The organism is Microbacterium oxydans, assembly GCF_026559675.1.
GTDB lineage: Bacteria > Actinomycetota > Actinomycetes > Actinomycetales > Microbacteriaceae > Microbacterium > Microbacterium oxydans_D.
This window is the reverse complement of record NZ_CP092891.1, coordinates 642,706-666,233: the sequence shown is the minus strand read 5'-3', so window position 1 is coordinate 666,233 and position 23,528 is coordinate 642,706. Positions and strand designations below refer to the sequence as shown.

Annotated in this window: 21 protein-coding genes and 3 tRNA genes; 9 read left to right on the top strand and 15 right to left on the bottom strand. The window is 64.3% G+C overall.

The annotated features are described in order from the left end of the window. Position 1: 1 nt before the first annotated feature. Together ftsH and hpt are read right to left on the bottom strand one after the other, a co-directional pair. A complete protein-coding gene (gene ftsH, locus MME74_RS03120; RefSeq protein ID WP_267417231.1) occupies positions 2-2,002 on the bottom strand; it encodes an ATP-dependent zinc metalloprotease FtsH in 2,001 nt (666 codons plus the stop codon). A 74-nt stretch (positions 2,003-2,076) separates the two neighbouring features. Beyond that, the gene (gene hpt, locus MME74_RS03115; RefSeq protein ID WP_267417230.1) at positions 2,077-2,628 is read right to left on the bottom strand and encodes a hypoxanthine phosphoribosyltransferase; all 552 of its coding nucleotides are present in this window, start codon (positions 2,626-2,628) and stop codon (positions 2,077-2,079) included. Positions 2,629-2,761: 133 nt separating this feature from the next. On the opposite strand from hpt, the gene MME74_RS03110 reads away from it, so the two are divergent. Beyond that, entirely contained in the window at positions 2,762-3,361 is a 600-nt protein-coding gene (locus MME74_RS03110; RefSeq protein ID WP_267417229.1) for a DUF937 domain-containing protein, read from the top strand. A 155-nt stretch (positions 3,362-3,516) separates the two neighbouring features. Here MME74_RS03110 and tilS read toward each other — a convergent pair whose 3' ends face one another. Continuing rightward, a complete protein-coding gene (tilS, locus tag MME74_RS03105; protein ID WP_267417228.1) occupies positions 3,517-4,509 on the bottom strand; it encodes a tRNA lysidine(34) synthetase TilS in 993 nt (330 codons plus the stop codon). A gap of 79 nt (positions 4,510-4,588) precedes the next feature. Here tilS and MME74_RS03100 point away from each other — a divergent pair, with 79 nt between their 5' ends. Both MME74_RS03100 and MME74_RS03095 read left to right on the top strand, forming a co-directional pair. Beyond that, positions 4,589-5,251: a TMEM175 family protein gene (locus MME74_RS03100; protein ID WP_267417227.1), complete on the top strand. Its 663-nt coding sequence runs from the start codon at positions 4,589-4,591 to the stop codon at positions 5,249-5,251. 83 nt (positions 5,252-5,334) lie between these two features. Next, on the top strand, positions 5,335-5,826 hold the full coding sequence (locus MME74_RS03095; protein ID WP_215168831.1) for an inorganic diphosphatase: 492 nt from the start codon (positions 5,335-5,337) through the stop codon (positions 5,824-5,826). Positions 5,827-5,909: 83 nt separating this feature from the next. On the opposite strand, the gene MME74_RS03090 is transcribed toward MME74_RS03095, so the two are convergent. Continuing rightward, on the bottom strand, positions 5,910-7,286 hold the full coding sequence (locus MME74_RS03090; protein WP_267417226.1) for a M23 family metallopeptidase: 1,377 nt from the start codon (positions 7,284-7,286) through the stop codon (positions 5,910-5,912). A 211-nt stretch (positions 7,287-7,497) separates the two neighbouring features. Here MME74_RS03090 and MME74_RS03085 point away from each other — a divergent pair. The 3 genes from MME74_RS03085 to MME74_RS03075 all read left to right on the top strand — a co-directional run bounded on the left by MME74_RS03085 (position 7,498) and on the right by MME74_RS03075 (position 7,815). Further along, a tRNA-Glu gene (locus MME74_RS03085) sits at positions 7,498-7,570 on the top strand. A 29-nt stretch (positions 7,571-7,599) separates the two neighbouring features. Beyond that, a tRNA-Asp gene (locus tag MME74_RS03080) sits at positions 7,600-7,673 on the top strand. A gap of 69 nt (positions 7,674-7,742) precedes the next feature. Beyond that, positions 7,743-7,815 (top strand) — tRNA-Phe (locus MME74_RS03075). A 408-nt stretch (positions 7,816-8,223) separates the two neighbouring features. Here MME74_RS03075 and MME74_RS03070 read toward each other — a convergent pair. The 7 genes from MME74_RS03070 to MME74_RS03040 all read right to left on the bottom strand — a co-directional run bounded on the left by MME74_RS03070 (position 8,224) and on the right by MME74_RS03040 (position 15,746). Next, positions 8,224-9,471, bottom strand: a complete 1,248-nt coding sequence (locus MME74_RS03070; protein ID WP_267417225.1) for an ATP-binding protein — start codon at positions 9,469-9,471, stop codon at positions 8,224-8,226. A 383-nt stretch (positions 9,472-9,854) separates the two neighbouring features. Then, positions 9,855-10,208, bottom strand: coding sequence for a hypothetical protein (locus MME74_RS03065; RefSeq protein ID WP_267417223.1), 354 nt, complete (start codon positions 10,206-10,208; stop codon positions 9,855-9,857). Beyond that, positions 10,205-10,852, bottom strand: a complete 648-nt coding sequence (locus MME74_RS03060; RefSeq protein ID WP_267417221.1) for a hypothetical protein — start codon at positions 10,850-10,852, stop codon at positions 10,205-10,207. Before MME74_RS03060 ends, MME74_RS03065 begins: the two co-directional genes overlap by 4 nt. Beyond that, complete coding sequence (locus MME74_RS03055; RefSeq protein ID WP_267417219.1) at positions 10,849-11,967, bottom strand: tyrosine-type recombinase/integrase; 1,119 nt, start codon at positions 11,965-11,967, stop codon at positions 10,849-10,851. The genes MME74_RS03060 and MME74_RS03055 overlap by 4 nt, the downstream gene beginning before the upstream one ends. Positions 11,968-12,182: 215 nt before the next feature. After that, positions 12,183-13,544, bottom strand: coding sequence for a replication initiator (locus MME74_RS03050; protein ID WP_324170126.1), 1,362 nt, complete (start codon positions 13,542-13,544; stop codon positions 12,183-12,185). A 397-nt stretch (positions 13,545-13,941) separates the two neighbouring features. Continuing rightward, positions 13,942-15,330 (bottom strand): FtsK/SpoIIIE domain-containing protein, encoded by a 1,389-nt coding sequence (locus MME74_RS03045; protein WP_267417217.1) that lies wholly within the window; start codon positions 15,328-15,330, stop codon positions 13,942-13,944. 17 nt (positions 15,331-15,347) lie between these two features. Continuing rightward, positions 15,348-15,746, bottom strand: coding sequence for a plasmid replication, integration and excision activator (locus MME74_RS03040; protein ID WP_267417216.1), 399 nt, complete (start codon positions 15,744-15,746; stop codon positions 15,348-15,350). Positions 15,747-16,223: 477 nt separating this feature from the next. On the opposite strand from MME74_RS03040, the gene MME74_RS03035 reads away from it, so the two are divergent. Further along, positions 16,224-17,294 (top strand): PIN domain-containing protein, encoded by a 1,071-nt coding sequence (locus MME74_RS03035; RefSeq protein WP_267417215.1) that lies wholly within the window; start codon positions 16,224-16,226, stop codon positions 17,292-17,294. Here MME74_RS03035 and MME74_RS03030 read toward each other — a convergent pair. Next, complete coding sequence (locus MME74_RS03030; RefSeq protein ID WP_267417214.1) at positions 17,291-18,499, bottom strand: DNA cytosine methyltransferase; 1,209 nt, start codon at positions 18,497-18,499, stop codon at positions 17,291-17,293. The two genes, MME74_RS03035 and MME74_RS03030, sit on opposite strands and share 4 nt — an antisense overlap. Positions 18,500-18,611: 112 nt before the next feature. Here MME74_RS03030 and MME74_RS03025 point away from each other — a divergent pair, with 112 nt between their 5' ends. Together MME74_RS03025 and MME74_RS03020 are read left to right on the top strand one after the other, a co-directional pair. Next, positions 18,612-19,700, top strand: coding sequence for a ParB N-terminal domain-containing protein (locus MME74_RS03025; RefSeq protein WP_267417213.1), 1,089 nt, complete (start codon positions 18,612-18,614; stop codon positions 19,698-19,700). Further along, a complete protein-coding gene (locus MME74_RS03020; RefSeq protein WP_267417212.1) occupies positions 19,697-20,554 on the top strand; it encodes a hypothetical protein in 858 nt (285 codons plus the stop codon). The genes MME74_RS03025 and MME74_RS03020 overlap by 4 nt, the downstream gene beginning before the upstream one ends. Before the next feature lie 287 nt (positions 20,555-20,841). Here the strand turns inward: MME74_RS03020 and MME74_RS03015 are convergent, their stop codons facing one another. The 3 genes from MME74_RS03015 to MME74_RS03005 are packed head-to-tail and all read right to left on the bottom strand — an operon-like array spanning position 20,842 to position 23,524. After that, the gene (locus MME74_RS03015) at positions 20,842-21,759 is read right to left on the bottom strand and encodes a ribokinase (RefSeq protein ID WP_267417211.1); all 918 of its coding nucleotides are present in this window, start codon (positions 21,757-21,759) and stop codon (positions 20,842-20,844) included. Next, on the bottom strand, positions 21,759-22,664 hold the full coding sequence (locus tag MME74_RS03010) for a carbohydrate ABC transporter permease (protein WP_267417210.1): 906 nt from the start codon (positions 22,662-22,664) through the stop codon (positions 21,759-21,761). Before MME74_RS03010 ends, MME74_RS03015 begins: the two co-directional genes overlap by 1 nt. Before the next feature lie 2 nt (positions 22,665-22,666). After that, positions 22,667-23,524 (bottom strand): carbohydrate ABC transporter permease, encoded by an 858-nt coding sequence (locus tag MME74_RS03005; RefSeq protein ID WP_267417209.1) that lies wholly within the window; start codon positions 23,522-23,524, stop codon positions 22,667-22,669. Between the last annotated feature and the right edge of the window lie 4 nt (positions 23,525-23,528).

The window sequence follows — 23,528 nt, the reverse complement described above, 5'->3', positions numbered from 1 at the left end:
GTCACGCCGTCGCGGGTCGCGGGTGACCGGCGCCCGCCGATCCCTGCTGCGTGCGCGGTGCGCCGGCCGGAGCCTCGACGGAGGCCGCGAGCGACACGTCCTTCTTCGGCACCTCGATGGGAGGACGCTCCGACACCGGACGGGCTTCGCTCGACAGCCAGAGCGGACGCTCCGGAAGCTTCTTCACCTCGGTGAAGATCTCGGCGATCTGGTTGTGGTCGAGGGTCTCCTCCTCGAGCAGCGCCAGAGCGAGCTTGTCGAGGATGTCGCGGTTCGCGCTGATGACCTCGTACGCCTCGTTGTGGGCCTGCTCGATCAGGGCGCGCACCTCGGCGTCCACCCGCTCGGCGACCTTCTCGGAGTACTCGCGGCCTCGGCCCATGTCGCGTGCGACGAACATGTCGCCGCCCTCGGAGCCGAGCTTGACCGGGCCGACCTGCGTGGTCATGCCGTACTCGATGACCATCTTGCGGGCGATCGAGGTCGCCTTCTCGATGTCGTTCGAGGCGCCGGTGGTCGGGTCGTGGAACACGATCTCCTCGGCGACGCGGCCGCCCATGGCGTAGGTCAGCTGGTCCTGGAGCTCGTTGCGGGTGACCGAGTACTTGTCGTCCAGCGGCAGCACCATCGTGTAGCCGAGGGCCTTGCCGCGGGGCAGGATCGTGATCTTGGTCACCGGGTCGGTGTAGTTCATGGCCGCCGCCGCGAGCGCGTGTCCGCCCTCGTGGTACGCGGTGATGAGCTTCTCCTTGTCGCGCATCACACGGGTGCGGCGCTGCGGGCCGGCGATCACGCGGTCGATGGCCTCGTCGAGGGCGCGGTTGTCCACCAGCTGCGCGTTCGAGCGCGCGGTGAGGAGGGCGGCCTCGTTCAGCACGTTCGCCAGGTCGGCTCCGGTGAAGCCCGGAGTCTTGCGGGCGACGACCTCGAGGTCGACGTTCTTCGAGAGCGGCTTGCCCTTGCTGTGCACCTCGAGGATCCGCTGGCGGCCCTTGAGGTCGGGGGCGTCGACGCCGATCTGGCGGTCGAAGCGGCCGGGACGCAGCAGCGCGGGGTCGAGGATGTCGGGACGGTTGGTCGCCGCGATCACGATGACGTTCGCGTTCGGGTCGAAGCCGTCCATCTCGACCAGCATCTGGTTGAGGGTCTGCTCGCGCTCGTCGTTTCCGCCGCCCATGCCGGCACCGCGGTGGCGGCCGACGGCGTCGATCTCGTCGATGAAGATGATGGCCGGAGCGTTCTCCTTGGCCTGACCGAAGAGGTCGCGCACGCGGGAGGCTCCGACGCCGACGAACATCTCGACGAAGTCCGATCCGGAGATCGAGTAGAACGGGGCTCCCGCTTCGCCGGCGACGGCGCGGGCGAGGAGCGTCTTGCCGGTTCCGGGAGGGCCGTACAGGAGCACGCCCTTCGGGATACGGGCGCCGATGGCCTGGAACTTGGCCGGATCCTGCAGGAACTCCTTGATCTCGTGGAGCTCTTCGATCGCCTCGTCGGCACCGGCGACGTCGGCGAAGGTGACGGTCGGGGTCTCCTTGTTGACGAGCTTGGCCTTGGACTTGCCGAACTGCATGACCTTGCCGCCGCCGCCCTGCATGGAGGACAGGAGCCACCAGAACAGGAGGCCGAGCAGCACGAGCGGGAGGAGGAGCGAGAGGAAGCCGTCGAACCAGGTGGCGCGCGGGACGGCGTCGTTGAAGCCGTCCTTCGGCGCCGCGTCGTTGATCGCGGTGACCACCTCGTCGGCGCGGGCGTCGACGTAGTAGAACTGCACGTTCTCGGAATCCTTGAACGGCTTCGAGAGCGTCATGTCGACGCGCTGGTCGCCGTCGGTGTTCACGACCTCGGTGACCGTCGTGCCGGAGAGGAGCTTGAGGCCCTCCTGGGTCGTGATCTGCTTGGGCGCACCCAGATTCGAGATCAGCAGGAATCCGCCGAAGAGAAGCACGCCGATCAGCGCGACGTAGATCAGCGGATTCCGGGTGAGCTTCTTCACATCCATGATCGGATCAGCGTATCGCGCGCGCCCTAGGGGGTCGCTGTGCGTTCACCCACGGCGTACCGTGCGTCGAAGCGTCAGCTGTAGACGTGCGGCGCGAGCACGGCCACGTCGCGCAGGTTGCGGTAGCGCTCGTCGTAGTCGAGGCCGTATCCGACGACGAAGTCGGTCGGGATGTCGAAGCCCACGTACTTGCAGTCGATGACGACCTTCGCCGCCTCGGGCTTGCGCAGCAGGGCGAGCACCTCGATCGACTCGGCACCGCGGGATCCGAAGTTCTCCAGCAGCCAGCTCAGGGTGAGGCCCGAGTCGATGACGTCCTCGACGATCAGGACGTGCTTGCCGTTCAGGTCGGTGTCGAGGTCCTTGCGGATCTGCACGACACCGCTCGACTTGGTGCTGGCGCCGTAGCTCGAGACGGCCATCCAGTCCATCGGGGCGTGGAACGGCAGCGCCCGCGCGAAGTCGGCCATCACCATCACGGCGCCCTTGAGCACGCCGACGAGGACGAGGTCCTTGCCCTCGTAGTCCTTGGCGACCTGGGCCGCGAGCTCATCGAGCTTGGCCAGGATCTCCTCCTCTGTCACGAGGATGCTGGTGAGGTCGTCCTGGATTTCCGCGGCGCGCATGGATCGATTTTAGGCGACGCGATCCGATGCTCGGGTCCAGGTTCGAGTATCGGCAGGGGATCTCCCCATCCCGCGGCATCCGCACTACTGTGAGCGGAGATGCGGGCGGACGCCCCCGACGGAAGGATTCACCATGGCTCTTGACGACATCCTCAACCAGGTGCCGATCGACGACATCGCGGAGAAGCTGGGTGTCTCGCGGGACGAGGCGAAGGTCGCGGTCGAGCAGGGCGGCGCCGTCCTCCTCGGCGGACTCGCGAAGAACGCTCAGTCCGACGAGGGCTCCGCCGCGATCCAGGCCGCGCTGAAGAAGCACGTCGGCACCGGCGGCGCGTCGAAGGTCGACGAGATCGATCAGGCCGACGGCGACAAGATCGTCTCGCACATCCTCGGTTCGAAGAAGACGGAGGTCACGAAGGAACTCACCGAGTCGAAGGCGACCCCCGGCATCGACTTCGGCAAGCTCCTCCCGATCCTGGCTCCCATCGTGATGGGCCTGATCGCGAACGCGAACAAGGACAAGACCGCGAAGGCGGATGCCGGCGCGGAGAGCTCCGGCGGCATCGGCGACCTCATCGGAGGCATCCTCGGCGGCGGCAACGGCAACAGCAGCTCCGGCGGCGGCATCGGCGACGTGATCGGCGGGCTGCTCGGCGGCGGCAACAGCGGCGGCTCGGGCGGCGGCATCGATCTGGGCGGCATCCTCGGCGGCCTGTTCGGCGGCAAGAAGTAAGAGGTTCCGGCGAAGGCGTTTCGTCTCGCTGCGCTCGCTCAACGACCGGGTTGAGCAGCACCCGGCGAAGGCGTTTCGTCTCGCTGCGCTCGCTCGACGGCCGGAGGCCCCGGTCGTTGAGCGAGGACGCCGGAGGCGCCCGAGACGAAACGCGGTCAGCGAGCGGACGCGGTGAAGACGATGCGCCCGCCCTGGCGCACGGCCGAGCAGCCGGGCAGGTCGATCGGCCCCTGACCGCTCCAGTCGGTGACCAGGCGGGCGACCTCGATGGTCTGCGTCCGCGTGAGGCTCACTCCGAACTCGCTGTCGACGACGAGGCGGATGATGCGGTTGCGCAGCGCGGCCGGGTTCGCGGCGAGCGCCGCCACGCTGACGGAGATCCCCGCCTCGGCGTGCTCGACGATGTCCTCGATCGTCTCGTGGATCATCTCGTCGAAGGCCTCCGCGTCCTCCCGCAGCTGCTCGGCCGTGCGGGCGAGCGCCTCGGCGATGCCCGGACCGAGCTCGGCCTCGAGCACCGGGAGCACGCGCTCGCGGGCGCGCACCCGGGCGAAGCGGTCCTCGACGTTGTGGGGGTCGTCCCAGACCTCGAGTTCGGAGGCGGCGCAGAACGCACGGGTGGTCTCGCGACGCACGCCCAGCAGCGGACGGATCCAGCGGAGTCCGTCCCCGTCCTCGCGGACCGGGGCCATGCCCTGCAGGCTGGCGGCCCCCGATCCGCGGGCGAGTCCGAGGAGCACGGTCTCGGCCTGGTCGTCGAGAGTGTGGCCGAGCAGCACCGCGGCCGCGCGCACGTCCGCCGCCGCATCGCGCAGCACCCCGTAGCGGGCGTCACGGGCAGCGGCCTCCGGGCCGCCCTCCCCCGTCACGTCGACGCGCACGATCAGCGCGTCGAGGCCGAGCGCGGTGGCCGCCCGCGCCGCTCGGGAGGCGACCTCGGCGGAGTCGTCCTGCAGACCGTGGTCGACGGTCAGCGACGCCGCCCGGAGACCGAGCTTCGGCGCTTCGAACGCCGTGGCCGCGGCGAGCGCGAGGGAGTCGGCTCCCCCGGAGAGAGCGACGATCACGGTCGCCCCGTCGGGCAGGTCGGCGAGCGCGGTGCGCACGGCGAGGCGGATCTCGGCGATGGCGGGGGAGAGAGACGGCACGGGTCCACGCTAGGGCACCGTCCCGTCCCCCGCTGTCTCGAGAGTGCGACGAGCGTGCAGGCGGGTCTATCCTGACGCCGTGACCGATGACCCGCGCTCGAGGCCGTTCCGAACCGAGAGATTCAAGGCGTTCGTCGACGCCGTCGTCGCGATCGCCATGACGCTGCTGATCCTCCCGCTGATGGAGTCCGTCTCCGAGGCGGCGTCCGGCCGCATGAGCACGGCCGAGTTCCTGGACGAGCACTCGGGCCAGCTGCTCAGCTTCGGGCTCAGCTTCCTGCTCATCGCGACGTTCTGGATGGGGCACCACCGGCAGTATCGCGACGTGGAGTGGATCACCCCGCCGCTGCTGTGGATCAATGTCGCGTGGATGGCGACCATCGTCTGGCTGCCGGTCCCCACCGCGATGATCGGGCAGATGGACAACGACCCGCTCCAGGCCGTGGTCTACATCGGCACGTTGATCATGACCCAGGTCACTACGCTCGCCGGGTGGCTCTACCTGTCACGTCACCGCGAGCTCGGGACGGTGTCGGCCTCCACGATCCGCGCCGGGGCGATCGGCGACCTGGCCGCGATCGTCCTGTTCTCCGGCGCGCTGGCGATCGCGGTCGCCGCATCGCCCAACGGGTATGCCGGCCTGTTCCTCCTCGTGCTGAGCGGCCCGGCGAGCCGCCTGATCAACCGCCTCCTCCGGAAGCGCGACAGCACCCCGGAGCCGACGGTCGACAGCGGAACCTGAGCGGTCGCTGCCCGCGGGTGTGGGAGCGCCGCGGGTAGGCTAGTCCGCGGCATCCAACCGAACTTTTCCTGAGGAGCACACGCATGGGCGCACACGACGCCGTCATCGAGATCCCGCGCGGCAGCCGCGTGAAGTACGAGGTCGACCACGAGACCGGGCGAGTGCACCTCGACCGCGTGCTCTACACGACGTTCGGCTACCCGGCCGACTACGGCTACTTCGACAACACGCTCGGCGAGGACGGCGACCCGCTCGACGTGCTGGTGCTCCTCGACCACGCCATCTACCCGGGCGTCGTCGTCGAGGTCCGTCCCGTGGCCGTGCTCAAGATGAGCGACGAGGCCGGCGGCGACGACAAGCTGGTCGCCGTGCTGTCGAAGGACCCGCGCTGGGCTCACATCCAGGACATCGACGACATCGCCGAGTACACGAAGAAGGAGATCTCGCACTTCTTCGAGCACTACAAGGACCTCGAGCCCAACAAGTGGGTCAAGGTCGACGAGTGGGGCGACGCCGCCGAGGCGCAGCGCATCCTCGACGAGGCGATCGTCCGTTTCGGCGAGCAGGGCCACTGACCCGCTGAGCGGTAGACAAGACCCCCGGTTCCGCAGAGCGGCCCGGGGGTCTTTCGTTGTGTCGTGTGTCGTGAACTCGTGGCTCAGGCGGAGACGCCGTGCCGACCGAGGAACTGCACCGGGTTGACGGCGCTGCCGTTCACGTAGACCTCGAAGTGCAGGTGGCAGCCGAACGAGCGACCGGTGTTCCCCGCGTAGGCGATGATCTGGCCGGAGCGGACCCACTGGCCCGAGCGCACCTGGATGCCGCCGTCGCGGATGTGCGCGTAGCCGGTGCCGATGCCGCCGCCGTGCTGGATGCGGATGTAGTTGCCGTAGCCGCCGTTGTAGCCCGCGTAGTCGACAGTGCCGGACTGCGCGGCGTAGATCGCCGCACCGCAGCCGTTCGCGAAGTCGGTGCCGTAGTGGAAGCTGGACGAGCATCCCTGGGGGCCGCACTGCTGCGAGCGAGGACCGTAGCCCGAGCTCTTGCCGCCGCCATGAGGACGGCACCAGCCACCCGTTCCCTGGGAGCCTCCTCCGCCGCCTCCGCCACCGCCGCCTCCACCGCCGCCGGCTGCGGCTGCTGCGGCCTCGCGTGCTTCGCGCTCCTTGCGCCGCTTCTCCGCGAGGATGACGCCGGCCTTGTAGCCTTCGACCGTCTTGGCGGTCGCATCCTTGAGAGCGGCGAGCTGCGCCTGCATCGTGGCGAGGTTCGCCGACTGCTCGTCGAGCGCGGCCTGGGCGGCGTCGGCAGCCTGCTGCGCGACGACCATCTTCTCCTCGGCGATCTTCTGCAGCCGGTCGCGCTCGTCGCGGGCGACCACGGCCTGGTCGCTGAGCGACTGCGCGGAGTTCCGAGCGGCGACAGCGTCGTCGTACACCGACTGGTTGTACTCGAAGAGCTTGTCCATGGTGCCGAGCCGAGCCAGCAGCTCGTCGGCGTTGTTCGCGGAACCGGTGAAGAACAGCTCGAGCGAGGTGTCGTCACCGCCGTTGCGGTAGAGCTGTGCGGCGACCTGTCCGGCCTTCTTCGCGGACTCGTCCGCCTTCGCGGACTGCTCGTCGGCCTTCGCCTGGAGGCTGTCCGCCTGGGTGGCTGCGGCGAAGAACTTCTGCTGGGCGTCGTAGAACTCCTCGGACGCCGCCTTCGCGGCCGCCTGGGTCTCGGCGACCTTCTGGGTCAGCGACTGGATGAGCCCCTCGATGCGGGAGACCTCTGCCGACTTGGCCGCCTCGCTGCGCTTCGCGCGCTGCACGTCGTCCCAGCTCGGGTACGAGGCCGCGTAGGCGGCGGAGACGCCGTTGGAGATGCCGAAGGCGCTGAGCGCGACGACGCTGAGCACGCCGATGCCGAGAGCACCGCGCCTGCTGACGCCTTCCTTGCTGAAGGCACGGCTTTCCGCCGGGCTGGGCGCGCAGCCGCAATCGTCTGAAGCCGCGGCAACCGCAGCATCCAGAGTGTTCTGGTCGTCGTTCACACGGCCCCTTCCGCCGGTTTCACAAATGCCACACTAACAACAACTTTCACATCCGCACCAGGGCGGATCGGGGGTCCATGGCGACACTCGTGATCACTCCATCGTCCTCCCGAAACACGCCCGGGGGTAGGCGCCGCGCCCTCGATTCGCGATTTGCCCGAATCATCCCTTATGCTTGAGCGTCGGCAAGGAAGTCCCCCGGGACTGACTCGGCCCCATCGTTTAGCGGCCTAGGACGCCGCCCTTTCACGGCGGTAGCACGGGTTCGAATCCCGTTGGGGTCACACCTTCCGGTACAATTGAAAACAAGTATGGCCCTGTAGCGCAGTTGGTTAGCGTGCCGCCCTGTCACGGCGGAGGTCGCGGGTTCAAGTCCCGTCAGGGTCGCTCCGTGCGACGAGCTCTTTCTTCGGAGAGGGCTCTTCGTCTAGGACGCGACAGGTTCGCCAGTCGCGCGGCTCTGTAGCTCAGTTGGTAGAGCGTTCGACTGAAAATCGAAAGGTCACCGGATCGATGCCGGTCGGAGCCACAAGGCTGATCATTACAATCAGCCCAGAAACCCTCGCCTAGCTTCTACATGGCGGGGGTTTTGCTTTGCCCTGGTGAGAAGCGGTTTCTGAACCGCTCCTTGGGCTATCCGGCCCGGTCGTTAAGCGCGTGGAATTCCCGGACGTTGAGCGAGCACAGCGAGACAAAACGCCCTCGACATGGAGCTTGTGCCGGTTTTGTGCCGGTAGCGCGCCAGAAGCGCTCGCGGTGGGCTGCCTTAACGAGGATCTCGTTCCAAGGAAGGAACGAGAGGTTGCTCCGCTACTTCGTACTCTCCAACGCACCTGAACCATGTCACATCGTCTTGCGGGACCGCCGCCGCTACGAGGGCTGCGCCTACAGCGCGTTGCCAGACTTGATCATGTCCGACCAAGGACGCAGCATCGACCTACGCGGCCCCGAACATTGCGCTGTCCACTCGACAGGCTGCGCGGCGAAGCGCATCGGCGACATTGGCTTCGGTGGCGTAGTAGGAATCGAAGCTAGCAGTCATGAGCTTCAACAGCTTCTCGACATCAGAACGGATCTGATCATCGTCGAGGCTCTTGATTGCTTCCAGAAACCGCTGTGTATCGCGAGGAGTCGCCAACGATATCTCATCGATCTGACCTGACAAGAGCTGCTCGTAGTATCCCCTGCGCTGCACGGTCGAAGCGTACTGCGACCCCGTCGCCGGCGGGTCGAATCTCATGTCGTCGCCGCTGGTTAGCCGGTCAATGAGTTTGCGTTTTGCCGGGGATCGCGTTGCTATTCCCTCGACGTACTCAAGAAGCTCTTCGTGGGACATACCCGCGAGCGCACGATAGAACTGGACCGGAAGGAAGCCGGTGGGTCCTGTCGCTGTCTGACGGATGTACTGTTCCGGGCTTCCCACGTTCAGCCGGCCAAGGAAGTCGTAGAGCACATCGTCGCTAGAGAGAGCCGTACGGACCACGCGTTCCGTGCCTATCGTGATTGCTGTGGCCGGTTGCAGCTCGCCAACTAGTTTCAGCGTTGGCGCCCCACCAACTTCAACGAACTGCCCCTCCTTGATGAAGGAAATTTGATCGAGCAGCTTCTCATCGATGAGGACCTTTTGCCCGGTGGGCCCCTGCAGTGTGTTCTCGGAGAAGTCCAACACTGCGGCGTTGCTTGCTCCCGCCCTGACGAGAGCTTCGAAGTGGCTCATCATGGCCCTTTGATCTCGTGCCTTCGCCTCCTCCAGCACTCGTTTCAGCTCCGGGAACCGAATCTTCTGGGAACGAGAGTTGTACCTGTAGAAGATGTCACCTTCGGAGATCTTCGCGTTCTGTTGCTGGTAGCTCTTCCTCGCGAGAAGCGGCTTATCTTCCGACTCGAAGGTATAGATGACGCCGATGGATGGACCGTCTGGCAAATCGATCAATCCGAGAGACCAGTGGATTTCTGGGGAGAAGAGCTCATTGAGCGCCGCGGTGAGCTTGGCTTGATCGAGGTTGTCGAAGCTCGATCTTCCCTTGCCCGACAGCCCGACTACAGTGCGCGGATTGTCTGTGATCCCGAAGAAGATGTAGCCCCCTCGCGCGTTGGCGAAGGCCGCCATCGTGCGCGCATACAGACCGATAGATCCCCAAGTGAAGTTCTCCTTGAACTCCTTCGTCGAACTCTCGCGCGTCACGACATGAAGAACACCCTCGTCGTTTCGTGTCTTGACTAGGTTTCCTGTTGCCGCGTCAGAGAACGGACTGCCGCCTACTCGCAATGGATACCCCCGTCTGAAGCGCTTGCCCGCATGCCCCTAAGGTAAGCCACGAGTCACGGCTCGCGTGTCAAACGCCCAGATCGGAGCGTTTCGTCAAGCCATCCCAGCGCGGGTATTTGGCTGACGCAGTCCAACCTTGATGGGTGACTTCTCCCCGTAGGGCGCGATCCCGCCAGCATTTGGAGGTTCAGAGATACTCGCGGCATCCGCCCGAAAAGAAGCTGGACCCGTTGACCAGTGTTCACTGGGCGGGTCCGCACTCCAAGAGTATCGTGCGCCGTCAAGAGTCCGGCTTGGAGTCACCCTCTCCCGCCGTGCCGCTCGACGTGGGCAAAAGCTTCCTCGACACCGAGCGATCCGACGGTCAGATAGCGCTTGCGCTGGCTTGCCGTCAGTTCAGTGGGCAAAGCTCCGACACGTGCCGCGATCAGGACGAGCGCATCTTCGACGCTGATGGGCACGTAGTTAAGTTCGTTGTCCCACACGAAGTCGACGTAGACGCCGTTGTTGGGGTGGAAGCACCCAGAATCGGGGATGTAGACGTACGTCCGCAGCTCAGAGTCCACAACGCAGAGCCAGAGGAGCTTGTCCCCTGCGAGCACACGGAAAAGCCTCCAAGCACTGGTTCCGGAGTACGCTTCGGCACCGCTCATCTCGCGTCCTTCTGCATCAGTGAAAGTCGCTCGTCCCACTCCCAAGCGCTGGCCGGGACATCACCGTTGAACACGGGGCGGATTTCGGCACGAGTCTTGGTGTAGGAGTTGCCCAGCAGACCACGACGATCCGCAGGGACCAACAACCCCGTCTCACCGGGGAGCTCGATCCATCCGGTGAGTACGCCCAAGTCCAAGTCCCATACGAATTGCGATCTCTCCTTGAACTCTGCAACCGAAGCGTCGAAGTCCTGCATCGCACGTCGGAGGGTCCAGCGATTCACGTGCATGAGAACCATCATCACGTCCTCGAACCGTCCGTTGTTATCCGCACGCCCCGAGTGCTGGGTGAGGTGACACCCCTCGCACATGGCGATCACTCCAATGAGACGCTGCACGTGCGCACCATTCGAATCGATGAATTCCCACATCTCGTTGCAGTCGAGGCCAGATCCGCCCTCTGCGCCGCGCCCACACACCTCGCACTCCTGGCCAGCCCGCTCGGCGGTACGGCGACTGAGGTCCTGCCATCTGGATCGCGGGAGAAACGCTCGCAAGTTCGATCCCCATACGGTGCGCGGAAGGCGATCCGCGCGCAGCGCGAGCAACGTCCCTTCCTTGAATCTCTGCCACACAATGGTCATGATTCCTCCGTCCATGTAAGTGAGTCGAGTGCTGCGTTCGCTCGCAGTGCCACGTCGGCCCGCGCCCGGCTGTAGCGTTCGGTGACCTGCAGCGATGAGTGCCCGAGAATTGCCTGTACATCGTTGGCTGCGGCTCCTGCGTCAAACAGGAGGGTCGCCAAGGTGTGGCGGAGATCGTGAATACGTAGCTCCGGGCGATCGAGCTTCCGCCGCAGGGCATCCCAATCCACGGCTCGACGCACGTTCGATGGGTTGAGCGCTCCGCCTCGTGGTCCCGAGAACGCCAGGTCGCTTCGGCGCTTGCCGTTGATGGCTTCTTCCACGTACGGGAGGAGCGCCTGAGGCAGGGGTACGGTCCGCTCCTTGTGACTCTTCGGACTTTGCTCGATCCTCGTCCCCGAGCGCCCCATCGAGAAGTTGCGGCGTACATGGATTACTCGTCCGGGGACCTCGATATCCTCGACGCGAAGAGCGCCGGCTTCTCCCGCTCGCATTCCTGTGTACACGAGGACTGCGAGATAGGCGCGATACGGTCCAGCTTCCACAGCATCGAGCATGATCCGAACCTCGGACACTGAGAGTGCTCGCGATCGCACACTTTGAGCACGCTCGTCGCGAGGCCGACGCACAAGCCGAGCCGAGTTGGCTGCGATGACATGCGCACGTGCCGCACCATCCAGCAGCCTGCTAAGCATGGACAACGCGTCATTTCGCGTCGAAGCGGAGCCATCCCAGCCGTTGACCGCTTGCTCGATATCACCGACTGTGATCGTTTCGATCTTTCGATGCCCGAGCCACGGCTTCACGCGCTTACGCCAGGCAACGTCATAGGCACGTGCTGTCGCAGGGCGTACACCGGCGTCGATGGTCGGCCAATATCGGGCGTGCCAGGCGTCAAGGGTCATGGCTCCGTCGGGGCGAACGCTCGATTGCACCTCCGCGCGCAGGCGTTTCGCTTCCGCGAGAGATCCGACGAGAAAGCTACGTTCTCGCACCTCACCGCCGATACCGACAGCCCACACACGCACTTGGTACTTGTTGCGATCAGCGCGATAGCGGATACCATCGGGCAGCTGGCGTCCCGTCTTCGGATCCAACCGGCCGTCAGAAGACACCGGTGCCACCCCCTGCGAGGAACACATCGATCGTCGAGGCCTTCCAGAGCATGTGCTTGCCCATGCGAGCATCAGGGAAAGGCACACGCGCTTGACGACGCAACGAGTCGAAAGTCGACAGGGGCACTCGGCATCGGGCTGCAACCTCACGACGGGTCAAGTACTCGTCCGTGCGTGTGTCCGTGTCAATCTGCCTGTCTTCCAGTTCCAGCTCTTCACGCATAATCGTTCCCTTCTCGTTGAATGGGCCGTTCTCGTCGGCTGTCATGCCAGTCACGCGCCGCACGGGACGCCTCGAGAGCGAGGGCTCGGTCTCCATCAGTGAGCCACCCCATGCCCGCAAAGCTCCAAGAACCGATAACGAGCACGTCCTCTGAACGCACGTGTTCGTCAACGTTGACGCGCTCGATCAGCCGCTCCAGCCGCCACCGCCGTCGTGCACCACGAAGCGATCCCAGGGTCACGGAGTAGCGGCGAGACTTTGTGGAGAAGTGCCCACGAAACCCGAGCATGTGCGCCCACTTTCCGAGGAGCAGGTATGCACTGTCCGACTCCGCACCTTCGGCGATCTCGGATGCCACCGCTTTGAGTCGATCAAGGTGCACACGCCGTCCTGCACCTCCGATGTCTTCAGTTGCTTTCGTCGCGTACTTCGCGATGTAGGCAGCAACCGCACGGTCAGACAAGCTCCCATCGAGGCCTTCGCGCTGCACGATTGCCTGCACGTCCATCTGCGTGCCCCAACGGAGCTCCCGCTCGTCCACCTCACCGGGCAGCCGAGACGCTGGGAGCACGACATCGCAAGCTGCGCTGCGTATTGCCCTTTCAAGGACGGACTCCGTCGCGTGGAGCGGCGGCGCCGGGAAAGGGTCGATGTCGTCTACACCATCCAGCCGCACGATCGCATGGAAGTGGACCGCACCACGTCGCTGGAACTCCGCGACCTTCGCGAATTGCAAGCGCACGATCTCGGAAGCCGCACGGTTCGTCATCCCCAGCTCACGCGCAAGCCGACGACGCAGCATGATTGTGAAGCGCCGCCAGAGTTCGGGCGCATGAAACTGCCACGCGATATGACCCGCATAGTCGTAACAGTCTGTGCAGACGGGCTCCCCCAACACGGGGTCATCGGCCGCGTGGTCACACTCACAAGCTCGCGCCTTGCCATGCATGCAGACACCACTTCTCCGTGTGCGTCCGAGCGTGTGCACAGCCCCGAAGGACGGCGCCGTGAGGGTGAGGAACACCATTGGATGCGCCGAGATAGTCTCAGGCACGCCCTTTATCCCACCTGCGGCACCGGCCATGATCATGTGCCAGGTATCCCCCTTGTACTCGTGGCTGCAGGAGGCACATCGACGAGCACGCCGATTTCCACACCGCACATAGGTGAGCCGGTCAGGTTGCGTAGCCGAGGAGAACTGAGCGAGAACCTCGCCGCTCTCCCCCGCCAGCGTTGTGGACTCGCCCGAAAGCCTCACCGGGTTCGAGCAGTAGCCGGTGCGAGAAGCACCCTGGAGCCACTGATCGAACTCTGGACTCCGGAGACGCCGAGCAATGGAGACTCCGAGGTTCATCGCTCAACCACCACTACGGGAACTGCACAACCCAGGTCGCGAATCAGACCGTCGGAATCATGACTCCAAATCACACGACAGATAGCGTCGCTCTGGCCAGACTGTCGCCGTACGTCCTGCCACCGAAGGATCTGCGCGTCAGTGCATGCGTCGTTGGCAAGGGTTCCCCCGTAGAGATCGAGGTCAGTCTGCGCTCCCAGGGTGGGCAGGTCGTAGACCGCCGTCCAACCAGGACCGTTCTCTTCTCGCTCAATCTCGAGATTGCAGGGCGCAGACCAAGCGCTCAGCTGGGTCTTCCGCGAGTTGTCCGCCGTTCCCGGAGCCGTGCCTGACGTGCATCCTGTCGCAGCCACGACGGCCACAAGGCCGAGGATCGCGATGGCCGAGTGCTGGATATTCATGATTCCTCCTGGATGTCTGAAGAACGACGCGACTGCCTCGTCCTGGGTGCGCGCTTAGGCTCGCGCGGAGCTTCTGGGATGACGATCGGGATCTGAGTAGGCGCGAAATACGACAGCGCCGCATCGCGGATCTGCTCGTCAGGGACGTGAGCAGCACGAACACGCACTGGTGGCGTCCCGTCCTCGGGCACGACGTAGGCGACACCCGGTGTAGCTGGCGAGATCTCGTGGCACCGTGCACCGCCCTCGACCGCCCCATCGCCCAAGACCATTGCTGTCTCTGTGCGGTCGCGAAGGCGAAGTCCGATCGTTTGGGTGAACAACCCGCGCGCTGGCAGCGTCTCCTTTCGGGGATCCTGCAAGCACGCGAAGACGACGAAGCCAACTGCCCGGCCTTGAGACGCGAGAGTTGCCAAGGCGGCGTTGGCTCGACGCAGAAGATCGCGGTCTGTCTCATACGCGGTGAGCGCCGCGAGTTCGTCGATCAGGATGATGACCAGCGGACTGTCAACGCTCGCGACATGCTGACGGGTGTGGCCTGCCAGCTCTCGCGCTCGGGTTTGCATGGTCGCAACCGCGTCCTCGAGCAGGGCAACAGCAGGGGGTGCATCGTCAGCGAATCGGGTGAGCAGCGCACGCCCCATGGCGAGCTCCATGCCGCCCTTGCGATCGATTCCCCAGACTTGGACCGTACCCTCGTGGATCGGCCTGACCAGACCCATGAGAAGCCCCCACACGAGCGATGCCTTGCCGCTGCCCGAGGAGCCAGCAACCAGAGTGTGCGGTCCCACACGCAGACGCCACTCATGCCCACCATCGGCGATCCCCACCGCGACTGACCCGCCGTCCCAGCTGCCGCCCAAAGGCGCTGTGAACGTTTGCCCGAGGGCGTCGACGAACTCGAGGTGCAACTGAAGAGCGCTGATCTGCTGCCCGTGCACGGAGGCTCGGAGCGCGGAGAAGGCCTGCGCAATCCGGTCGCTGGCGGACACAAGTTCCTCACGCACGAGCCCCTGCGGAAGAGAGACAGAGGCAACCAGTGTCATTCCTTGCCAACGAGGAGTCCCGAGACCGGCAAAGATCGTCCGTCCGTCAAGGGTTCGGATCTGCAAGCGCAGCGTGTGCGCGAGAGCCGGCCATGCTGCCTGCACATGCAAGGACACCTCTCTCTGCCATCGACGCAACAGGACTGCATGCATGTCGCGACCAGCCAACAACCGCCGTACGACGACGATGACGATCATGGCGACGATCAGGAGCGCGATCACGTTTCGCGGGGTTTGGAGGAAGAACGCGAACGGCGCCAGAATCAGGGCGACTCCGAGCATCCACCGACCAATGCGCCACAGCCGGGTCCTCTCCCCTGCCCAGTACTGGCGAAGCACGGAGCGCTGGTAGGCCATCACTCACCGCCGCGAGACTTCGGAGCGGGCTTCATTTCTGCTGCGCGAAGTGAGTACGCAACACGCGGGCGTCCGCCGGTCTCCTTCACGTACGGAGTGACCGAGAGTCCCTCGAAGAAGACCGGGCGGAAGGGAAGGCCGTTGGCCTCAGGTGGTGCAGTGGGCTCTGCGATGCTCACGAGCTTGACGGTGACCTCGTTCTGGCCCTTGCGAGCGTCAGGATCGGCGTCGATTACGCGAACCTGCCACAGAGGGTGACCGGTGGTCTTGTCGAGATCCTGCCCCTGACGCTGTCCGTCGTCCGACCACTTCACTACGGGCTCGACCTCGCCAACCATGAAGGCCCCGCGTGGGAAGTACGCCTCGAAGTTCACCGGGATGGATGTCTGGATTGCCATGGAGTCCTCCTATTTGAGTTGTGTTCCCGCAGTTGCGGGTACAGCTCAAGACTGCGAAGGCACCCCGACAAACCTGCCGCGGTTTTCGGCGCTCAGCGCCAATGGAGGCGGACACGCACCCCAAGGTCTCGACCGAAAAGCAAAGAACGGTCCTGTTCAGAGGGCGAAAATCTGCCGCATACTGGCTCGGGATTCTCTCGATAGTCGGCGCGCTCCAGACGAGCGAGCTCCAGAAAAGCTCGATCTAGCATCCGGTCGCCGAGCGCGCATCAGTGCCGCGCCAAGTCAGCGCACGACATCAGGTGCATGGACTGCAGCGTTCGAACGGGACCTTGGGTGTGAGAACTTTCTTTACTCATTCAAGGCCGGCCTCCGGCCGGCACGCGCGTCGCTGACTGCGGTGCGTCCGGTCCTCGCTACGCTGCGGTCCGGGCGCTCCTCATCAGCGTCGCGCGCCGGCTACGCTAACTTCAGAGTGTGAAGACACTGGTGCTGGACTCCACCGAGCTGTATCGAGACTGGCTATTCAAAGGCGCCACCGTTCAGCTTCTTGAACATGCAATATCGAGGACGATTGAAGCAGTTGCGATTCCCGGGCCAGTCGTTGAGGAGCTAGTCGCGAATCATGAACGCCAAAGCGAAGACGCTTTAGCGAGGCTCAACAAGGCAGCCCTCGAGTGTCAGCGGCTCGGCATTCTCGATGCCATCCCTCGTTCAGCACCATTGGACTACCGTGCATACGTGACTGAGCTATGGGACGAGCGCTTGGGCTTCACTATCTTGCGCTGGCCTTCAGTCTCGCATCAAGAATTGGTCAGTCGTGCGACAACTCGAACTGCGCCATTTGACCATAAGGGCGGGGGCTATCGCGACGCGCTGGTCTGGCACAGTGCGCTCGAACTAGCTAGAGACGGGAAGGAGGTAGTGCTCATTTCAGCGGACCGCGCATTCACCGACGGAGGGGAAGGCCTCGCGCAGTCACTCCGCGACGAGGCCGCCTCACTAGCCGGATCCGTTGAACTTGTTCGAGACCTCGCCCCGTGGCTCTTGGACCATCTGCCCTGGCAAAGCGTTTCCACGAACGATGCCCTACTGAACGCCAGAGACGATGTATTCCGCTCTTACTTCCTCGAATCAGATTTCCAGGAGCAACTCGCGCCGGATGCAGAGGCGATCGGGTTCGATCGCGCCCCGTACCATTTCGAGACCGACGACGTCCAGTGGAGCGGGGCGTTGGATCGGGTCTCTGTTCGCCGAACAGACGAGGGTGCCACCTTTATTGAGTACGAGATCGGCGAGATCGTCGATTTCACGGCTCTGCTTCCCGAGGGGTCAAGGCTTGAGCCTCATTGGGAGATCTCTTCAGCCCCGTACCCGGCTCAAATTCGAGTCCAGGGCTCAGCTGAAATAACACTTCGTGTCGGTGTGCTCTTTGAGGCCGATACATCCTTCACGTTCGATGATCTGTCATGGCATCGCGCTGACGGCAGAGGGAACGGGGCGCCTGTTCAGGCATACGATCCAGGCCCTGCGCTCTTTGAGTTCTAGAGCACGGCCATAGCGACGTCGGTGTCCTCTTTCGCCGATGGGAGGGGCTTCGCTGCTGGACCCTTGCCTTCGCCAGCATGCGCGTCCTTGGAGCCGACCATGGCGACATAGCGCAGGGGCACGACCGTCTCGGCTCTCTGCGGTACCGGCGCTTTAGCGGCGGGCCCGCGAAGCAGCGAGGGCTTTTCGGCCGGTGCTCGAACCAGAGTTCGCTTGATGGCCTGCCCGAGAACTTCGGCAAGTAGCGGAGGGGTAGCGTTGCCAATCTGGAGGGTTTGCTCTCGATAGTTTCCCGCGACTCTCCATCCGTCGGGGAAGGACTGAAGCCGAAGCTGTTCCTCCATCGCCAGCGGTCTATTTTCCCAATGAAACGGCCCCGTTGACGGTCCTGGCGAAGCAGGCAGCGTCCAAGATGGCCGATCTCGGGCGAGCTTAAGAAGGAAGTTCCAGTACTTGGTTCGATATCCGAACAGTTCCGGCCCCTGCCCCCTACTCGTCAGCCACAGGTAGTTGTTACCCTCTGGAATCAGCGGCAGAAGGTCGGCCCACTTTCCTCGATTTGATGGACGCGTCGCGACATCAACGTCCCATAGGGCGTCCCATGCAGTGAGCGGGTGTTCATCGTGGGTCGGCGTCGGCCAAACGAACTCCGCTTCATCACGAATCGCCACGACAATTGCGCGCTGCCTGTTCTGCGGCACGCCGAAGTCAGCAGCATTGATCATACGGACGTGGAGCTGATACCGGACACCGGTTTCATCGCGGATGCTCGCGAACTCGCTCTCCAGGTAGCCAATGGCTGCGCGCGGCCCTTGGACAAACCCTTTGACATTCTCGAAGAGCACCGCTCGTGGCAAAAACTTGCGGACTAGCGAAAGAGTGCTCACGACGGTCTCGGCGCGCGGGTCAAGCATGCCCTGTCTTCCCCTCGCCGCCCACTGTGCCGCCATCGAGAACGGCTGACATGGAGGGCCGCCCGCCAGAAGATCCAGTTCGCCAGGAGCCAAGCCCAGCTCGCCCGGATCCAGAACCTTCGCCAGCGCGTTCACGTCTCCATCGCCAAGGAGCGGACCGACGCCGTTCAGATCTAGGGTTTCACGCTGCCGCTGCCCTAGCTCGATGAGCCCAACGTGATTGAAGCCCGCTCTCGAGAGACCGACATCCATACCGCCGGCACCAGAGAACAACGACAAGACGCTCAGCACAGCACTATCCTCCCTCAGGTTCTGAGCTCAACAGAAATCCGGACGCATGTCAACTTCTATGGGCAGCGGTACCCAGTAGTCTGGCGGCGAACGCAACGAACGAGGAGTCTCAATGGCCGACAGCAACGAGATCATCGCAGAGCCTCTCGATGAGCTGACCAAACGATCTCTCGAGTACCTTCCGGTGGCTGAGTTGCTGCTCGACACGCGCAACCCTCGGCTTGTCACTTCGGGCACCCCCACCCAAGAAAAGCTCATGCGGCTGCTGTATGAAACCGAGTCGCTTGACGAGCTCGCCGCATCTTTCGCGGACAACGGTTACTTCGCCGAAGAGCCACTCGTGGTCGTACCAGATGAGTCCGGGTGGGTGGTCGTCGAAGGGAACCGACGCCTGACGACCCTGAAGATCCTGCTGTCGTCCAAAGCACGAGCTAGTCTTGGGATCAAGGACTGGCCGGAACTCACCCCTGCTCAACGCTCCGCACTGGAACTCGTGCCCTGCGTGAAATACGAGAAGCGCGAAGATGTGTTCCCTTTTCTCGGGTTTCGACACATCACCGGGCCCAAGAAGTGGGCGCCCTTCCAGCGCGCACGGTTCATCGCCCAGCTGATTGACGACGGCAAGGACCTTAGCGAGATCGAGGACCTCGTAGGAGACACGGGGCAGACAGTCAAGAAGCTCTACCAGGACTACGTAGTTTTCGAGCAAGTAAAAAAGGATCTCGACCTGCCGGAACGCCCAATCCGTGAACGGTTCTCACTACTCGAGGTCACCCTCGGACAGCGCTCGATCAAGACGTTTCTCAACATTCCGCGCCGGCTCCCAGTCGAGCGAGTCGATGCTTTGGTCCCAGATGACCATCTAGACCAGCTCGAAGAAGTTGTCACTTGGGTCTTCGGATCCGAGGAAACCGCACCTGTTATCTCTGACTCGCGTGCAATCACGAATCGACTTGCGCCGGTGTTGGCCAGCGAGACCGCGACCGCCTACCTGCGAAAGACAGGTGACCTTGAAGCCGCCTACGAGTTCAGTGACGGCGAGAAGGCGTACCTGCTCAAGCGCGTACAGAGCGCGGAACGTGCCCTCCGCGACGTGGCCAGCTTGATAAGCATCTACCGCACCGATGATGACATCGTCTCGGGTGTCGCCCGTCTTGCTCAGGTCGTTGAGGGCCTCAGCGCGGTGGTAGATGCCGAGTGAACATCAGCCCTGCTTTCCCCGTAGGAACTGCTCCGAGCGCATCTGAGGTTGCCGATTGGTGTGAGTGTGTCGCGCTCCTGCAGGGCCGGGACCTGAAACGCGGCGACCTGAAATCGGTGATCTCTCGTGAGGACATTGGCAACCCCGATCTCCTCGAGCAGCAGACTTGGCAAGAGCTTCGAACCCGACAGGCTCTGTACGGCGACGGCTGGCCGCTCTCCATCACCGAAACGCGGCTGGTTCCGAACGAGGACGCTGACCCTGACGTCGTAATGCTGCACGCCTACTTGTGCCTCTTGGCTCTCGGCGAGATCGACGCTGAAGACCGGACGCTGTTCGAAGAGCTCGTTCGCCACTTGTTAGCCCTCCGCCTGGGTGAGAGCGTGGTGCGAGTCGGGCATCCCGCGCGGGAGGGAATGCCTAAGTCCTTTCGGAAACGAATCAAGGACTATGCCAAGGCGTCCAGCCTCACCAACCTTGAGGTGTTTAACGAACCGTTGCCCAAGGACAAGGACCTTGGAATGGACGTCGTCGCGTGGCTTCCATCCGTCGACAACAGGGGCGGATACCTACATTTCCTTGTGCAATGTGCCACCGGCAAGAACTGGGATGAAAAGCTCTCGGATATCAATCTTGACGTGATCGCATCCCACGTTAAGTGGGCCGTGCACCCGGTACGCGTGTTCTGTGTACCCAGCGTTATCTCGGTTCCGCAGCCTCAATGGATTCGCTACTCGCAACGTGCAGGTTGGATCATGGACCGTCCACGATTGCTCCAACTGTCAGCGGGTTTTGCGATGTCCACCGAGCTTCGAGACGAAGTTAGCTCGCGGCTGGTCGACCTCTGCGCCTGAGTCAGCCGTGCCGGTTCTGTGCCGGTAGCTCCGCTGAAACCACCCTCAACCAGCCGCGACCAACCATGACGACTTCCGCAGATTCTCGCGGCAAACGGCGATCAACGAGCACCCGCTACCCCATCGCATACAACTGAAAATCGAAAGGTCACCGGATCGATGCCGGTCGGAGCCACACGGCTGATCATTACAATCAGCCCAGAAACCCTCGCCTAGCTTCTACATGGCGGGGGTTTTGCTTTGCCCGGTGGGAGCCGTTCGGGTACCGGACCGCTTCCTGGGCCCTCCTACGCGGAGCGACGCGCAGCGGACTGCGCACGGAAGCTCTCGACCTCGTCCGCCGTCGGGTAGGAGCTCTGGGCACCCGGCCGGGTCGCGGCGATCGCGGCGACCGCCGATGCGTCCTGGCACGCCACGACCAACGACGCACCTGCGGCCAGAGAGGCGACCATCGCCCCGGTGAAGGCATCGCCGCACCCGGTCGTATCGACGGCGGTGACAGCGAAGGCGTCGACGACGCTCACGCGGGGCGCCGGGCCGTCGAGGTCCTCGAGCACGAGAGATCCCCGAGAGCCGCGCGTGATCACCGCGGCGCGGCATCCGATCTCTCCCAGCCGCGCGACGAGGGCGTCGACATCGGCGACGGAGACGCCGGCGAGCTGCTCGACCTCGTGATGGTTGAGCACGACCAGGTCGACCAGGGGCATCAGCGCGGTCGGCTCGTCGGGCATCGGGGAGGGATTCAGCACGGTCATCGCGCCCGCCGCTCGCCCGGCTTCGAGCGCCTGTCGCACCGCGTCGGTCGAGATCTCGCAGCTCACGCTGACGATGTCACCCCGGAGCTCCGCGACCTGCAGCTCCGCATTGGCACCGGGCGAGACGACGATCGCGTTCTCTCCGTCGTCGCTCACGGTGATGAGTGCCGTGCCGGTCGGTCGGTCGGAGACGACCTGCAGGCGGGACACGTCGACGCCCGCCGCACCGATCCGGTCGGTCAGATAGCGGCCTTCGTCATCGTCGCCGACCGCCACCAGGAGATCGACCTCCGCGCCCTGGAGCGCGGCGGCGACGGCCTGATTCGCGCCCTTGCCGCCCGGATGCCGCACGAGTCCGCCGCCGAGCACGGTCTCCCCCGGCGACGGGATGGAGCGCACACCGACCACGAGGTCGACGTTCGCGCTCCCGACCACCGTGATCCGTGCCATCAGTTCGCCAGCCCTCCCTGGGTGTATCCCTCGATGAACTTCCGCTGCAGCAGCAGGAACACCACGATAACCGGGATGGCCATGATGAGGCCGGCCGCGCTCACGAGAGCCCAGTTCGGCGACTGCGACTGCTGGAAGGAGAACAGCGACAGGGCCACAGGAAGCTTGTCGCTGTCCTGGATGAACGTCACCGCGAGCAGGAACTCGTTGTACGCCTGCAGCCCGGAGACGAGGGCGACGGTGAGGATGCCCGGCCAGATCATCGGCACCATCACGCGCGAGAACAGACGCCACTCCCCCGCGCCGTCGAGACGTGCCGCCTCCTCGTACTCCTTGGGGATGGTGAGGAGGAACGCACGCAGGAGCATCGTCGCGAACGGAGAGTACACCGCCCAGTAGATGACGATGAGCCCGAACTGGCTGTTGTAGAGGCCGAGCGTCGACCACAGCGACAGCAGCGGCACCAGGAACAGCTGGATCGGGAGGGACGTCGACACCAGGATGTAGAGGATCCACGCCCCCTTGCCCGGCAGGTCGAGGCGCGTCATCGAGTACGCGGCCATGCTCGCGATGACGCACACGCCGGCCGCGGTGCTGACCGAGATCAGGAAGCTGTTCAGCAGGCCCTGACCCATGTCGGCATCCGTGAACGCCTGCACGAAGTTGTCCCAGCGCCACTCGGTCGGAACGCCGATCGGGGAGCGACTGATCTCCGCCGGGGTCTTCAGCGCATTGAAGAGGAACACCACGAGCGGACCCGCGGCGTACACCGCGAGCACGATGAGCACGAGCCAGCTCAGCGGCCGCGGCCTCCGGGGGTCGCGACGTGCGGTCTCGCCCCGGCGCCGTGCCGAGGCCTCGCGACGTGTGCTCCCGGTGCGCGGGAGGTCGATGCCTGTCGTCATGATCACACGTCCCAATCGAGCTTCTTGCGGAGAAAGAGGTATCCGCCGACCACGACCGCGCTGATGACCGACAGCAGCATCGCCATCGCGGAGGCGTACCCGGCGCGCTGCTCCGCGAACGCGGTGCGGTACAGCACCGTCGCGAGCACGTCGGTGGAACCGGCCGGTCCACCCTGCGTGAGGATGTACACGTAGTCGAAGACCAGGAACGACCAGATCACGGTCATGAGCACCAGGAACATGAACGTCGGACGGATGCCCGGCAGCGTGATGTGCCAGAACTCCTGCCACGCGTTCGCTCCGTCGAGCCGTGCCGCCTCGTAGAGCGCGGGGTTCACACCCTGCATCGCCGCCACGAACAGCACGAGCAGGAAGCCCCACCACTGCCAGTTGTTGACGAACGCGACCGCGCCGAGAGCGAGTGACGGATCGCCGAGGAAGTTCACGTCGGCCAGCCAGTCGAGCCCGAAGGACGACAGTGCCGGGCCGATGCCCGCCGTGGGGCTGAGGATCTGGCGCCAGATGGTCGCCGAGACGATCGTCGCCAGCACGTAGGGGATGAAGTACAGGACCCGGAAGACCGCCTGACCGCGACGGATGCGGGACAGCAGGAACGCCCCGAGCAGCGCCATCGTGATGGGCACGACCAGGAAGAAGAGCGTCCAGATCAGGTTGTGCCAGATCGCCGAGAGCACGGCGGGACTCTGGAACAGCTCGATGTAGTTGTCGATCCCGATGAAGGAGGCGGCGCCGAGGCCGTCCCAGTCGGTGAAGGAGAAGACGAGGGAGGCGACGCCCGGCCCGCCGATGACGAGCAGGCTCACGATCGCGAGCGGCGAGATGAAGAGCCACGCCGCCACTCGG